Annotated in this window: 11 protein-coding genes; 3 read left to right on the top strand and 8 right to left on the bottom strand. The window is 56.7% G+C overall.

The window, feature by feature from the left end; translation table 11 throughout:
- Nucleotides 1–230: 230 nt before the first annotated feature.
- The 8 genes from B0G69_RS39115 to B0G69_RS39085 form a co-directional block, all read right to left on the bottom strand.
- On the bottom strand, nt 231–701 hold the full coding sequence (locus tag B0G69_RS39115; RefSeq protein ID WP_121325365.1) for a hypothetical protein: 471 nt from the start codon (nt 699–701) through the stop codon (nt 231–233).
- 781 nt (nt 702–1482) lie between these two features.
- Nucleotides 1483–2946, bottom strand: a complete 1464-nt coding sequence (locus B0G69_RS39110) for a hypothetical protein (RefSeq protein WP_121325364.1) — start codon at nt 2944–2946, stop codon at nt 1483–1485.
- Nucleotides 2947–3517: 571 nt separating this feature from the next.
- Nucleotides 3518–4864 carry an HlyD family efflux transporter periplasmic adaptor subunit gene (locus B0G69_RS39105; protein WP_121325363.1) on the bottom strand — a complete coding sequence of 449 codons (1347 nt, stop codon included), beginning with the start codon at nt 4862–4864 and terminating at the stop codon, nt 3518–3520.
- 60 nt (nt 4865–4924) lie between these two features.
- On the bottom strand, nt 4925–5230 hold the full coding sequence (locus B0G69_RS40900; RefSeq protein WP_147440843.1) for a hypothetical protein: 306 nt from the start codon (nt 5228–5230) through the stop codon (nt 4925–4927).
- A 124-nt stretch (nt 5231–5354) separates the two neighbouring features.
- Complete coding sequence (locus tag B0G69_RS39100) at nt 5355–6047, bottom strand: pYEATS domain-containing protein (protein ID WP_121325362.1); 693 nt, start codon at nt 6045–6047, stop codon at nt 5355–5357.
- A gap of 469 nt (nt 6048–6516) precedes the next feature.
- A complete protein-coding gene (locus B0G69_RS39095; protein WP_121325361.1) occupies nt 6517–7677 on the bottom strand; it encodes an IS30 family transposase in 1161 nt (386 codons plus the stop codon).
- 512 nt (nt 7678–8189) lie between these two features.
- The gene (locus B0G69_RS39090; protein WP_121325360.1) at nt 8190–9644 is read right to left on the bottom strand and encodes a HEPN domain-containing protein; all 1455 of its coding nucleotides are present in this window, start codon (nt 9642–9644) and stop codon (nt 8190–8192) included.
- A 488-nt stretch (nt 9645–10132) separates the two neighbouring features.
- Nucleotides 10133–10570, bottom strand: a complete 438-nt coding sequence (locus B0G69_RS39085; RefSeq protein WP_121325359.1) for a helix-turn-helix domain-containing protein — start codon at nt 10568–10570, stop codon at nt 10133–10135.
- Nucleotides 10571–10642: 72 nt separating this feature from the next.
- On the opposite strand from B0G69_RS39085, the gene B0G69_RS39080 reads away from it, so the two are divergent.
- From B0G69_RS39080 to B0G69_RS39070, 3 genes are all read left to right on the top strand, one after another.
- On the top strand, nt 10643–11503 hold the full coding sequence (locus B0G69_RS39080) for a methyltransferase domain-containing protein (RefSeq protein ID WP_121320451.1): 861 nt from the start codon (nt 10643–10645) through the stop codon (nt 11501–11503).
- A 314-nt stretch (nt 11504–11817) separates the two neighbouring features.
- Nucleotides 11818–12348 carry a DUF6151 family protein gene (locus B0G69_RS39075; RefSeq protein ID WP_121325358.1) on the top strand — a complete coding sequence of 177 codons (531 nt, stop codon included), beginning with the start codon at nt 11818–11820 and terminating at the stop codon, nt 12346–12348.
- A 519-nt stretch (nt 12349–12867) separates the two neighbouring features.
- Nucleotides 12868–13854, top strand: coding sequence for an aldo/keto reductase (locus B0G69_RS39070; RefSeq protein WP_121325357.1), 987 nt, complete (start codon nt 12868–12870; stop codon nt 13852–13854).
- Nucleotides 13855–14210 lie beyond the last annotated feature (356 nt).

The raw sequence follows: 14210 nt of genomic DNA, 5'->3' as shown, positions 1-14210 counted from the left end.
TTGAGACTAGACATCCGTAGATGGCTGCGGCGAACGCCTGTTACCGACTTTGACGAATGAGTGCTTTCACACCAAATGTAACTCTACCGCGCCACCGTCGTTGCCCGTTCTTTGTGCTGGCTCCCCGCTGGCTTAACGCGGCAGTAAGAATCTAGGCCAGCTCATATCAGTGCCACAAGCGCGCCGGCGCTAATGACCATTATCGACGACCGCTGAGTGCGGTAATCAGCTTATCGGATGCGTTCTGCGACTCGCGCGAGTTCGTCGTACTCCCAAAATTCCACATCTTCCGGAACCAGATGAGCATGGTTTTTCAGGTAATGAGTAGCAAGACTAAGCGAACGCTTGCCGCACATGTCGCGCAGCACAAACATGACCTTGCGATAATCGGAAGGAGCAAGGCTAAAGTAGTACATCGCTTCGTTCCATACCGTCAGCTTTGCACTGGGGATGTTCGCGGTAGCAGTCCAGCGGTGTGACTTGCATTCGATGACGACCTTCTGGTCATCGCATCCCAGATCGAACTCATGCGGCTTCTTAACCGCCCCGATGCCGATATGCACCTTATGGCGTGGTCGCAGAATGATGCCTTGCTCGGCAAAGAACGCCTGCGCGCGTAATTCAAATTCCCGCCCTACATGAGCGTTTGATATCGCGCCGATACGCTGATGCGCGCGCTGATACGCCTGCTGGTCGTCCATTGGTTTCCCTCTCAAGGTTTGGCTGCATTCTATCGCCGTCGCTCACGCCAGTTGTCAGAAAAGTAGTTGCTCCGCCCGCGACGTGCGGTTCAGGAGAAAAGGTGGGGAACAACTGGTCCAATTATTGCCCCGATAAGTGCCCCTACGGCCGCGAAGTCGGCGACCTTCTAGCGCTGCATTCTCTTGAAGCGATGCATCTGAGTTGGCGAATGGCCGCCGAACGTCCGAGCGCCACGGGGTGGCCCGCGTCGCCGAACGGCCGCAACGGAATTCAAAAGCGGCCGTCGTCGCAGCAGCCGACGTAAGACTGGTTTGGGTCGATGACGGCCCGGCGCTATCCGATGTCGGGGAGCGCGGCATGCCGTCCGCATCGGACTGTGATCGGCCAACTCCGGACTTTCATCGTCGAGACAGCAGAGACATTCGAACGGCTAGCCGCCGTTGAGACCAGCCGTTCGGCAACGCCGGCCCTGAAGCGCCCCGGAACCGGTAACTGAGACTACAGGATGACTTCGAAAGGTTGCGATGGCAATCGAGTGTGATGAACGACAGGTCGGACCGGGATTCGCTAAACCTGAAAGGTAGTTCGAGCGTAAACTCGTGCGACAAATGAGGAGCGAGTCGGCGGATTTCATCGGGGCCCGCGGCGTATAAGGCTGCAAACAGGCCGCATATAAAGCTGCAACCTATCTTGTCAAATCAGAGCACAAGAAGACCTGGCGCATCGGGGGCGTTCATATAAACAGCGGGGGCGCTTCCGCCGCCTAGCACGCGACTCCACTTACTTCCCGGCGCCACCTGCAAGTATCTTCCCGATCAAAGCCCAGTCCACGGTATATTTTAGAAACGTGTAATCAACGCCGCGTGCTGCCTTCAATTCCGCTGCTCTGGCTGTAGTAACGTCCCACTTCATTTCGGTCCCCCATAGTTCGACGAATGTGGCGCGCAATTGAATGTCTGGAGCACCACCGCGTACCATCTGCGCGGATTGAGGGACACCTTCAAGCAACGTATCCAAAATTTCTTGGCGCTGGACCCAGTCTTTGGTTCCATACTCCATCACAAATCCGCCGTACTGCGGTATGGCTCGAAACGGAGTATTGGGTGGCACAAGTTGAGCCATTGCGGCCGGCCCGGCCTGGAATGATGCGGTTGTTTGATCCACACCTCTCTGCAGTACTCTATCTAACCAGGTCTTGACATAGACTTCCTCTCCGGGAGCGGGACTCATCTCGAAACTCGATGCGCGAGTAGAATTGATTTCTGACCCAAGCTCTCCAGCCGCTAATTCGCTCCTTAGAGAGGCGACCATCTCCTCCGCCTTGGTCCCTTGATCCCATTCGCTACCGAAAAGAAGCGGATCTCTTGGGGCTAGCCCGCTCATCTCCCCACTTGCGGCGCGACCGATATTGAAGCCGAATTCTCCAACCGTCATGTCCGCTTCCACGTTCCTGATAAACGCGATTCGCGGTAGCTCCGCAGGCTGCAGCGCTGCTTGCTCGGCCGGTGCTACGATTGAACTCACCTCGCTGAGAGCCGTAGCTCCGGACAGCTCCACTCGCATGGCTGCTGTCGCTTCCGCAGCCAAGTTAGGAGCAGCAAAGCGCTCAATTTCACCGAACGCAGAAGCAGAACTGAGGCCGCCAGAGAGCAGCCCTCCCAATCCCTCCGCAATGCCTGCGTATTGGGAGCCCTTGGGGCCTAAAGCCGATATGGCAATCTGTTCCTCTAAGGATTGGGCATCCTGACCAGCCATGGTCCTAACGCCAGTGATTAGTTGGTCCAGCCCCTGAACTCCAACTGGAATTCCGACCACGGCGCCGAGTAATCCGCCACCGACCGCGAGTTCAACGCCAGCTTGAAATTCCTGTACTCCCCCTAATGCTCGGAGGGCGCCTCCTGCGAACCGCCACAAGGCCTTTCCCGTCGCTTCCAAGCCCAATTCAAAGGCCTTTCCCGTCGATTCCAGGGCCAATTCATTGGCGTAACTGACGACGCCGATTGCAGTGGATGCTGCCCCCAAGCCGGAGCCCATGCCGCTGCTCGCATCACCTAGGACCGACGAAATCGTATCGCTAATGAACTCGTCAAGCCCTCGCCCTGGTAGAGGCGTCTCCGGAACCTGATTGAAAATATCGAGGATCGAATTTTGAACTGATTGAGGTACGCCAGTGAGATCTATAGCGGGCTGATTGTAGAAATCCCGAATCGCGTATCGGGTGGATTCTGTCACTGCGTCGCGCATCGAATAGACATCCTTGATGCGGTCGTAGATCGAAGCATCACGCTCTGACAGAGGTTCCCCAGTATACGGGTCGATGGCTGGTGCGCCCGTATATGGATCGATGTTCGATGCACCATTGAAGGCATTCGAACTGCACTGAAAAGGGGCGCCAGCAGCTCCAGGCGGGGCGCCCTGACCGTCGCCTGGTCCCCGAGCGCCAACTGGTCCCGCAGCTCCCCCTTGCGAGGGCTGCTGCGCGGGACCGGGATCCTGCCCCAGTAATACGACCAGTTCGATGGGCGTGTCAGAAGAACCGCTGTCCGGAGGAGTATCGTCCTCACCCGGCAAGGTTCCAAAATCCCACACTATGTAATGCTTACCTTCATACGACGGCGACCATGGCCTCGACGCGCGGCCTCCGGCGTCGGTGTACAGCTGACCTACGTCGTCGCCATCAACAGAAATCCAAACATGCGACTTAACAGGCGGGGTAGGACTCAAAGTAGCCCAAATTGTTACTAGGTCACCGACATGCGGGATTTCCGGCGACCACGTAATTTCGCAATCTGTTGCCATCGACTCTGCCCTCGGGTCACACCGCGGTTACAGTCACGGTCGTGGTGTCGAAGTCAAAATTGTAGTTAATTGGGAACTGAGCCTGTCCTCCCTCGCGATTGTTGCAGAGAATTAGCACGTCCCAGAGGTTGTCCTCAGAATCGTGGCCGCGCACCGCCCTGACTTTGCCAGAGACGGATCTCGGCTCCGATGTGTCAGCTAGCTGAGTAGATACCGAGATGCTTTGATCAATCTGAAGAAGACCTGGATACTTCAATGTTCCAACTAGGTAAATCTCAGCATCATTCTCGATGCGAATCACGGGCTGTGCCGCGCGCACCGAATCGCCTATGTTTCGGAAAACGCCCGTCACTACACCGTCGATCGGTGACACTAACAATGTGTCCATGTACGCGGCCTGAAGTCTCTTTATGTCGAGGTCAATCGCCGCAAGATCATTCGCAAGGTAACGAACGGTCAAGCCATCCGGACCGAGCTCCGTGGCCTTTCGTTCCACCAGACTGCCGCACGCGTAGTTGGTAGTCGACACGGCAGAAAGTTGCTCATCGCGGAGACTGATCTGTGCACGCTCTAATTGCGCATCGTTCTCCAGGCTCGGGGTCCTATAGTCATACCCTCTTGTGGATGAGCTATTGTTCTCGGTAGGGAAGGAACCATCTGTAAGCCAGCTTTGTATCGTGGTCTTTGAATCTTGAATCTGTGTTTGCACCTTATTAGAGCTTACTGAACCGCCAGTGACGCTTTGTTTTATGACGCCTTTGTTCCAAACAGGAGCGCCACTTCCGTCTTTAGGGAAGTCGGCGACGTACTCCGCGTCCAATCGATCGTGTTGGTCTTGCGATATCGCTGCAAGCCTTTTCAGGCGGTTAAGCTTCGAGTTTGGGTCGGTTCGATCATATACCAGCTTGGTTGCCTCATAGACGGATACCTCATATTTCTGGACCCAAATGTTTTCTCGCTGCCCCACCGCCTTATCTAGGGCTGCCTTGACCTGCTCAGCGCGTAGTTCGAATAGAATGCTCTCGCTCATTGCGTCCCGTATTGCCTTGGAGTCATACTTCAATCGACCCCAACCTAACGGCTGCAGCGAGTCGGAGAGAGGCTCAAATACGGCGGGCTTTCCAGGGCCAGAAAACTTCCATATACCCGGCGGATGGACAGTGCTGAGCTGCGAATAAAGGTTGCCTAGATCAAAGGCTTTGACTTTTTTTCCGAGTAGGTGGATGTCGTTCTGGGTGGCTCCGGAAGATCCGGGATCCTCTTGCCAGAAGCCGGCAAGAATGCCGTCAACAGGAAAGCACAGGTCCACAGACTGAAGCGGGCGTACACGCAGATTGATGGCTTTCGCAGGAATTGTTGTCATTTCGTAGCTCCGCCGGTTCCCGGCGCCAAGAGGAACGGTAATAGCAAGCCGCGCGAAACGTTACACCGACGGGCCGATTTGCGGCACCAATATCGAACACGAAACATTGGAATCAGCCTTGCAGGTCGCAAAAACGCCCCGTAGTCCGACCAGCGGAATTGTGTAGTACTCGCCCGCTAGAAGCGTACCGACTAGATTACTTTTGCCGTCTGCGGTCTCGGTGTGTACTTCGATAGGATCACCGGCAACATCGTTGCGCACCGCTAGTAACAGTGGCCAGCTAAGATTCAACGCAATTCCACGGGATCCCCAAAGAAATATGGGTGGATCGGGTGTGCCGCGCACTTTCACGTCATAGTCGTACATAGATACCTCCGAGATCGGCGAAGCTCGGTAATTCTCCATGCAGTCCAGCCTAACCGGAAAATCGGGGTGGTGGGCGATCCGCAAGTGTCGGGATCAGCCGCCCGGGTTTCCTGTGAGGTAGCAATCAGATTCTGGGTCCGTCCGGGCGCAGGTCGATAAAGCGGTTGAGCTTCAGCGGGTGGTCGTCCCCGCGAAAGAACACGTCGGCCACAACTATCGAAGTTCCGTTGGCTAGGTCCTTCATCTTGAACCTAGATGCGCGATCCTCGCTCACGTGTTCGCGGTTTTCCGGAGGCCACGCTTTTTCTAGATGATATTCCACGCGTTCCACACGCCCCATGACAACGTCCGGCGCCATAACAACCACTTCAAACTGGTAATAAAGTCGGCCGTCTTGCCCGTGCTTTCGTGTTCCCTTTTCTGAAAAGAAGCTCGTGTGCAATAAAGCAATGTTCTCCAAGGTCACACTCTGCTCTTCGGTGGGAGCGGGGATTCTTTGTGCTGCCGCGGGGATGTTTGTCTTCTCAAGCGTGACCCAGTTCCCCACCGAGATTCCGGACCCTTGCTTGATTCGCTCCGCTACTTCGTGGAAAAGTCTCTCCACGTGGGGCTGGTAAAGCACGATCACGACCAGCAGGAAGATGGGCCAGATAAGACCGGTGACGACCTGCCCGATCACCCCAGTCATTCGTGAAGGCGGAACCAGCAAAAGGAGGAATACGAGTACGATTCCGCAGGCCACAATTCTTGAGGCCTTGCGCTGCCGATCCTGTGCCTGCGACTTGTCCTTGGCCTCATGCGTTTCCCTACTATCCATGCTTATTCCTTCCGAGTCCCGAGCGCTAAAGCGTGCCGCAGCCATGGCCACGGTCACCGGCTCGGAGAAAAAGGCCGATGCTGTAAATCAGACCGGACACTCCGGAGGAAGGGCGCCGTGTTTTCTATCACGAAATCATTCCGCAATTGGCAGTCATCTCATGGACTCCTTTTTGCATTCACCACGCGCGTCAGTTTATGACCGGTTGGTTTCACAGTGGCCGACGTGAAAGATGAACCTGCCAACGTCACTTTACAGTAGGATATTTTCGCCTAGATTGTTATCGCCGTTTCTGTCGTAAATGTAGCCACCTTGCGCCAAAAGAGGACTTTCAAGCGACGCTAATTTTTTCACCGTAGGAATGTTTGGAAACGAGTTCGCCTTAGTTTATTTCTCGCTGATTAGAGGCTCCACGCCCCTCCGCGAATCGTTGATTATGAAAGGCTAACGGCTGTTGTGTCTGGCGGATTCAACCGGTCGATGCAATAGTTCGATGGAATCGTTCAGCCGGTGTTTCGTAATCCAGGGTCTTTCGTGGTCGCTCGTTCAGCCTTCGTGCTACTGCGTTGAGTTTGGCCTGTGAGTAGACCGACAGGTCGATGCCTTTCGGAAAGTACTGTCTTAACAGGCCGTTGGTATTTTCATTCGAGCCGCGTTGCCAGGGGTGTTTGGGATCGCAGAAATACACCGCAATGTCGGTGGCGATAGTGAACCGTTTGTGGTCCGCCATCTCTGTTCCCCGATCCCACGTAAGCGATTTATAGAGTTCCTGAGGCAGCTTTCCAGCGTGTTTGATGAGCGCATTGACTACTGTTTCGCTGTCCTTGCTGGCGATCTTCACCAGCATCACATAGCGCGTCTGACGCTCTACAAGCGTTGCAATCTGGCTGCCGCCACTGCCACACAGGAGATCGCCTTCCCAGTGTCCCGGCACCGCGCGATCTTCCACGGTGGCGGGGCGTTCACTGATTGATACCGCGTCACGGATCCTGCCGTGATCGTCCGTTTTCTGCGTGTGATGGCGCGAGCGGCGCATGGCCCGGGTGCGCCGTAGATGCTCCAGCAGCTCTTTCTTCAGTGCACCCCGTGCCTGGATGAAAAGACTGCAATAGATGGTTTCGTGTGACACGTGGTAGTCCTCGCTGCCTGGCCAGGCGCGTTTGAGCCATCCAGCAATCTGCTGGGGCGACCACTGCAACTGGAGCTTGTCGGCCACGATATGGGCCAGCATCCGGTGCTCGACCAGTTTGCAGACTTTCGGGCGCAGCGACCGATCCCATGCCAGCTGGTCGGCGTGGCTGGCCCGATAGCCGGCCTGCCCACTGTTGCGCTTGATCTCGCGACAGATCGTGGACGGTGATCGCGACAGTCGCCGGGCAATTGACTGAATCGAATCGCCTGCGACAAGGCTTCGCGAAATCTCCTCGCGTTCGGCAAGCGTCAGCGCCAGCCTGGATCGCTGGCGGGGTGCCGGCTGGATTCCTCCAGTTTGCGCCAGAATTCCCTGTACTGACGAGTGATTGCGGTCAAATAGCTGGGCGATGTGCTGCAACGACTCGCCTTTACGCCAGCGTTCCCACATCAATGCCTTCTGGCTTTCGCTGTAATAGATCCGGCGCCTCTGTTTCATTTGCAACACTCCCGCCGCTCATGCGACGTTCATTGTGTTGCATCGACCGGTTGAATCCGCCCTCGAAACCGGCCATCTGATTGTTGTAGAGGAATGCTCCGCCATCAGCCTTTGCGGACGTTGGGGTAGCTCGGTAAATACCGCTGCAAATTGCCGTATGCCGGCAATTCAATCAAATCTAAGGTTGAGCACGTTCTTTTTTTCACTGCCCCGAGAATTTTCCGCGACTTGGACCAATAGGTGAAAGCCCTTCTAGACGATTTCGAACGTCGCTGGAACGCAAAGCTGAAGCCGCGATCCGACCGAGAACGCCCGCCCCTTATGTGTATCTATCTGTTTGATGACCCCGAATTCGATGAATCGTTTCCCGAAATGGTATCGCCTCGAGTCGTAACAAAGCGTAGGAAAAGCACGTGATGCGTTTCTCGCATCACGTCTTTCATTCACCGACTTAGAGTGAGCTCGCGTGCGAGTACGGCACCATCCGCGAGCGAATTAACTTTAATTTATCGCTAGAGAGCTGACTTTCTCTTTGGACTAAGTTCGGCTCTATTCAGCAAGCCTGCCTCTACAAAGTGATACCTGATGGCAAAGGCCTGATGGCCAGATGCAAGCCACTTGCGAACGAGTTCTTCGCTCACGCCAATATCGAGAAGCAATATCATATGGTAGAGCACTGACAGTGCTTCGCTTAATCGACTAACCTCAAGATTAAAGTCGGCCGCTGATGCTCTAGTCCGGCTGCCACCAAAGTGAGCGATGTCATTGCGTAGCTCCGCACAGCGTTTTGTGAAGTCATCGAGCCGCGCGCCTTCGAACTTCATCGGAACGATTTTGATGAGTTTCATTAGACGCTCCTTCAAGCTAGGTTCGCCTTGGAACTGAAGCGCGCGTTGCAACCACGGACGCTGCTTGGAATCCACCTGTGCAAGTATCGAGTCTATCTTCGCTTGCAGCTTGCTGTCTCTTGGCTGACTGCCAAACTTCGAGCGGTGAAGCGACTCCATCCCGTACATCAGATTCGAGAATTTATTCTCGACATACTGGGTCATTTTTCGCTTCGTTGAAGGGAACGCAAAGTAGCCGGCCCCATGGGTCCTCACGCCTTCCTTCCATTTCGTGACGATGTCGCCGAACGACTCGTTGATGGACGAAAATCGGACAGGACAATCTCTAAACGTCGGAGGGGTATCGCTTGCCGACAGGCGGTGAAAGAACAATGTGAACGTGTTGCGTGTACGGGAAACCGTCACCGATGGCCATGGCAGCGGATAATCCGTGCCGGTCAGAAGGATGAGCAGGTTCTGCAAAACGCCCCACTCCGATAGCACGCCATCAGCCACCTCAGGCTTCTTGAATCGCATCTGGAAGCTGAAGAACTCGTGGAGCGTGACTTTAAAATGATGTGGTAAACCGCTTCTAGAATCGACCAGATGGTGCTTCAGAATTAACCGGCCGGATGGGGTCCGATAGGGCACATCGGGTAGGCGTCTGTTTGACAACTTCACTGTACGACTTGAGCGCGTAACCATAATTGAGCCAGTGCCTAGCCACGCCTCAAAGTCTTGAAGGTCTACCTCGAATTTTGAGAATTTAAGTGCTTCCAACTTGCGTGGAGGTGCCTCCTTGCCAACGATGATGAAGGTCGCGAAATATTTCTCATAGGAGAACCTGTCCGAATTAAACGTTCCTCCGTTTCGAACGGCATCGAGAATGAGCACATGCTTCCCAGATTCTTTAAGAATTCCTTGGATGGCGCGCGGTTCTCGTCCTTTGTCTGCAGTTGCGAAATAGCTCGTTCGTTCTCTTGAGTCAGCCATTTTTCCGTCAAGCTCAAGGCTAATGGCTCCAGTGCCAGCAATCGTTAGCTTGCCAGTCACGTGATCGGCTGGCGCAAAATGGTTGGCTGGGATTTCGATGTCATGCCACCAGAAATGCCCCTGCTCATTGATGATGAAGTCGTTCAATTTTCCCTCGGTTGGTCTGCGACGTGTGTTGTTGTTTCCTGACTCGGTTGTTCAGCCCGCGATTTGTCTTTGGTCATGCAAGGCGCACACCATATTCTGGAAGTTCTTCGCATAGCGACGAACTAGCGACCGCGTTCGCTAGTATCCCAGCTAGTTGACCTGCTGAGAGTAGGCGCAAGCGTCCGTTGCACCCCGGAAGCGGTCATGGCTGGGTGATGAGTTCGAACGGCAGTTGCGGGTCGAGGCTGTGTGAAAACGCAAAAGTACTCGGTTTTCGGGTGTCGCTTTACCCTTCCCAAGTTGCTGCCAAGCCGATACGGCGCGATCTGAAGGGTCAGTTTTTCAGAACGCCGCGTTCAGCATGCGTTTTCACACAGCCTCGGTCGATTTCTGCCAACTGGGCCGGGCAGGAGTCGACCTTGGTTGTATCAGATCTCGCGGCTTTCCCGGCCAGAGTGTCGCGACCGCGCCCGGTCGAACGCCAGAAACTAGTTCCGTCCTCGCTTCGGAGCCTTCTTCCTTTGGACGCCCATTGCGCCAGACCCGGCGGCACGCAGGATGCGACGAAAGGTGGGGCACTCCATGTGGCTCGATGCGGGACAGGCAGCGGCGTGCCGCAGCCCGTCGCGCATGGCGGTCAGTCTGCGGATCGTGCTGTCCAACTCCGCAGCCTTGGCCGCGAGCATCTGCCGATCGATGCGCGGTGGCCCCTCGGGCGCGAACATCAGCGCAATCTCATCGAGCGAGAAGCCTGCGGCGCGCCCCAGCGCGATCAGCGCCAGCCGTTCCAGTACGCCGGAATCGAACACGCGGCGCAATCCGCGCCTGCCGGTAGAGGCAATTAGCCCCTTTTCCTCGTAGAACCGCAGCGTGGATGCGGGAACGCCGGACTGCTGCGCCACCTCGGCTATGTCTAGCTTGATCACCTCTTGACCTCAAGTCGACTTGAACTAGCATAGTTTAGCTTCCGCTCTGGGAGCTAGCTAAGGACGACAACCATGACTCTCAAACACCAGACCGAAAACGAGCAGACGGCGCTGTGGAACGGCAGCGCCGGACGTGCCTGGGTCGCCGAGCAGGAGGTGCTCGACCGGATGTTCAAACCTTTTGAAGACCTGCTCGTCGAGATGATGGGCGGTGACGGCGGGCACTGCGTGCTCGACGTTGGCTGCGGCACCGGCAGCACGACGCTGGCATTGGCGCGGCGGCTCGGCGTGAAAGGCCATTGTATCGGCGTCGATGTTTCGACTCCGATGCTCGCCACCGCCCATGCGCGCGCCGAACGGGAGGGATCGACCGCAAGCTTCATCCGCGCGGACGCGCAGACTTATGCCTTCGATCCGCAGAGCTTCGACAGGATCATGTCGCGCTTCGGCGTGATGTTCTTCGATAACCCGGTCCAGGCGTTCGCGAACCTGAGGCGCGCCGCGAGGGACGACGCCGAACTCCGGTTCATCGCCTGGCGGAGTGCCGCTGAAAATCCGTTCATGACGACGGCCGAGCGCGTCGCGGCACCGCTGTTGCCAAACCTTCCCGTCCGCAAGCCGGATGCGCCGGGACAGTTCTCCTTCGCAAAACGAAGTAGGGTCACCTCGATCCTGGAAGATAGCGGTTGGGCCGAGATCGACATTCGTTCGGTCGATGTTGGCTGCATCATGCCGGAAACGGAACTGATCGGTTATCTCACCCGGCTCGGTCCCGTCGGTCTGATCCTTCACGATGCGGACGAGGGGACGCGCAAGCAAATCATAGAAACTGTCCGCACCGCCTTTGATCCCTATGTGCACGGAACTGAAGTTCGCTTCACGGCTGCCTGCTGGTTGGTCAGCGCGCGAGCCGGCCTGCGTCACTCGCGCTAAAGGAGGCAGCCAGGGGGCTGAGGCCGTGGAATATCGGGTGTCCGCGCTTCCGGTCGGGAATATCCGCTTGGGCCAATGCTAGTTGCCCATCCGACTCCGAGGGATCAATGACCGCTATATCGAAGAGCCGCTGAACGGAGGCTTTGCGGTGCGGCGATCGCAGTGGGTCGAATTCTGCTCGTTGTCCTCTACCGGCAGGGCCCGGCCAGTTTCGGTCGCTCGTCGCCATGCAACTTGCGGCTTTGACCTCTCTTGCCAACTGCGTCGCCTTTAAACTGTCGGGTGAGATAGTCAAACCTCACTGAGTGGAGCCTATGGCCACAAGAAATCCAACACACGTGGCGCATTGCCAATGTGGCGCGGTCGAGATCAGCGCCTGGGGTCAGCCCATTATGGTCAATGCGTGCTACTGCGACGACTGCCAGACCGCAGCCCAACGTCTCGCCACATCCGTCAATTCAGGGCGAGCGTCCAGCGTCGACGGTGGCACGGAGTTCATTGTGTTCCGCCGCGATCGCATTGCCTGCACGCGCGGCGCAGACCGACTCCAGGCGATGAGGCTGACTGCCCCCTCGAAGACCAGACGCATGATCGCAAGTTGCTGCACAACACCGATGTACATGGCCTTTGACGACAAGCGGCCCTGGGTGTCAGCGTTCCGCGTCCCTTTCGGAGCGGATGCGCCGCCGGTGGAAATGCGGATCTGCACCCGATTCAAACGCTCGGAACTGGAGGCCGATGACGGCTTGCCCAGCCATCCCGGATACCCTCCCGCAATGATGGTCCGGATCCTGGCCGCCTGGCCGTTCATGCTGTTCAGCAAGCCGGTCGGCGCTTTGCCGTAGCGCGATTGTTGGATGCCATTGGATGCGCCAATGACCGCCTGGGGTCAAACTGTGCCGATCGCGGCGGTCGGCGGTCGGCCGTCTTCGGCCCTTCGACCGCGCGCCGGCCGGCCATCATGTAACTCGTAGCCATTGACGGAGGGCGGAGGCCGGCGACGCGATACCCTGAGGTGCTGAGTACGAGGCCTGCTTACGCTGAAACGGCTGGACGGACGGGCACCGTGAACTGAAAGATGGCGCCGTTACCGCCAGATTTTGCACGGATCGAACGATTACCCCGAGATCAAGGCGGGCACGCCGGCATGTAATCGCGCGCGGTTAACACACGGCTTGAGTGCGTTGCCGGAGTCGGTAGGCTAAACACCGGCTGGGTTTAAGGTCTGTCTTGGTCGAGAAGAAGTTACGACTCTCATTGCGCGCCTGTCCGGAACAATCAGGCAATGAATCAAGAGGATCTGACTAACATCCCCTTCCTGCATATGCCATCATAAACGGAGCACTTTTCGATGGAGGAGCAGCATGCTTAAGACTCGGAAGCTTGGACGTGAAGGACTTGTGGTGTCGGAGATCGCGCTGGGCTGCATGGGCATGTCCTTTGCATACGGCACGCCGGACGACGAGGAATCGGTCGCAACGATCCATCGGGCGATCGAACTGGGTTGTACGTTTCTCGATACTGCGGAAATCTATGGCCCGTTCACCAACGAAGAACTGCTCGGCCGTGCGTTGAAGGGGCGCCGGCACGAGGTCACGATCGCGACCAAGTTCGGGTTTGCCTTTGAAAATGGTGTTCGCGGCCTCAATAGCCGCCCCGAGCACATCAAGGGAGTGATTGATGCTTCGCTAAAGCGCTTGCAGACTGATCACATCGATTTACTGTATCAGCATCGGGTCGATCCCGATGTGCCGATCGAAGATGTTGCGGGCACGGTAAAGGATGCGATCGCGGCCGGCAAGGTGCGCTTTTTTGGCTTGTCCGAAGCGAGCGTCGATACCATCCGGCGTGCGCACGCGGTGCAACCGGTTTCCGCCCTGCAGAGTGAATATTCGCTGTTCGAGCGCGGTGTCGAAGACAAGGTCTTGCCGGCGCTTCGTGAACTCGGCATTGGTTTTGTGCCATATAGTCCGCTTGGCCGCGGGTTTCTGACCGGCGCGGCGAAGCGGGCGGAAGAGTTGCCCGCCGATGACTGGCGTGCTGCCAACGATCCGCGAATTCAGGGCAGCAATTTCGACGCGAACATCAAGCTCGCCGACTTCGTCAAGGCGCTGGCGAAGGACAAGTCCGTGACGCCGGGCCAGATTGCCCTCGCATGGCTGCTTCATCAAGGCGACGATCTTGTGCCGATCCCGGGCACCAAGCGGCGCAGGTACCTCGAGGAAAACCTTGGGGCGGCTTCAGTCACGCTCACGGCAGCCGAGCTGGAAAGCATTCGCGCTTTCCTCTCGCAGCACAAGACGGCGGGTGCGCGCTACCTGCCGGCGATGCTATCGAATCTCGATCGGTAGCGCAGCACGGACGATCAGGCGAACTCCGCGAGGCAAGCCTCGAGGGTGGCGATCAGGCGGTCGACGTCAGTCGTAGAGGTTTGGTTTGTTTTTATTGAGCGCGTTGTAGTACCTTCGACAGTTCCACATTCTGATGCATTGGCGCTGGATGATCGTCAGGTCATCCAGCTGCTCCTGACGAGCGACAACGCAAATAGCAGCCTTGGCCAAGCGTGCTTGACTCGTACACCGTGAACGTCTGCTCTACCTCGGGAAGAGCCGTAGATGGCTCGCCATGTCGAACGTCGGTTCAGGGTTGCGGATTCAACCGGTCGATGCAACACAATAGAAGCTGCGTGAGCGGCGGGAGTGTTGCA

The sequence above is a fragment of the Paraburkholderia sp. RAU2J genome, assembly GCF_003634845.1.
In the GTDB taxonomy this organism is placed as follows: Bacteria; Pseudomonadota; Gammaproteobacteria; order Burkholderiales; family Burkholderiaceae; genus Paraburkholderia; species Paraburkholderia fynbosensis.
The sequence above is the reverse complement of the archived record's forward strand: the minus strand, read 5'-3'. Positions and strand labels throughout refer to the sequence as shown.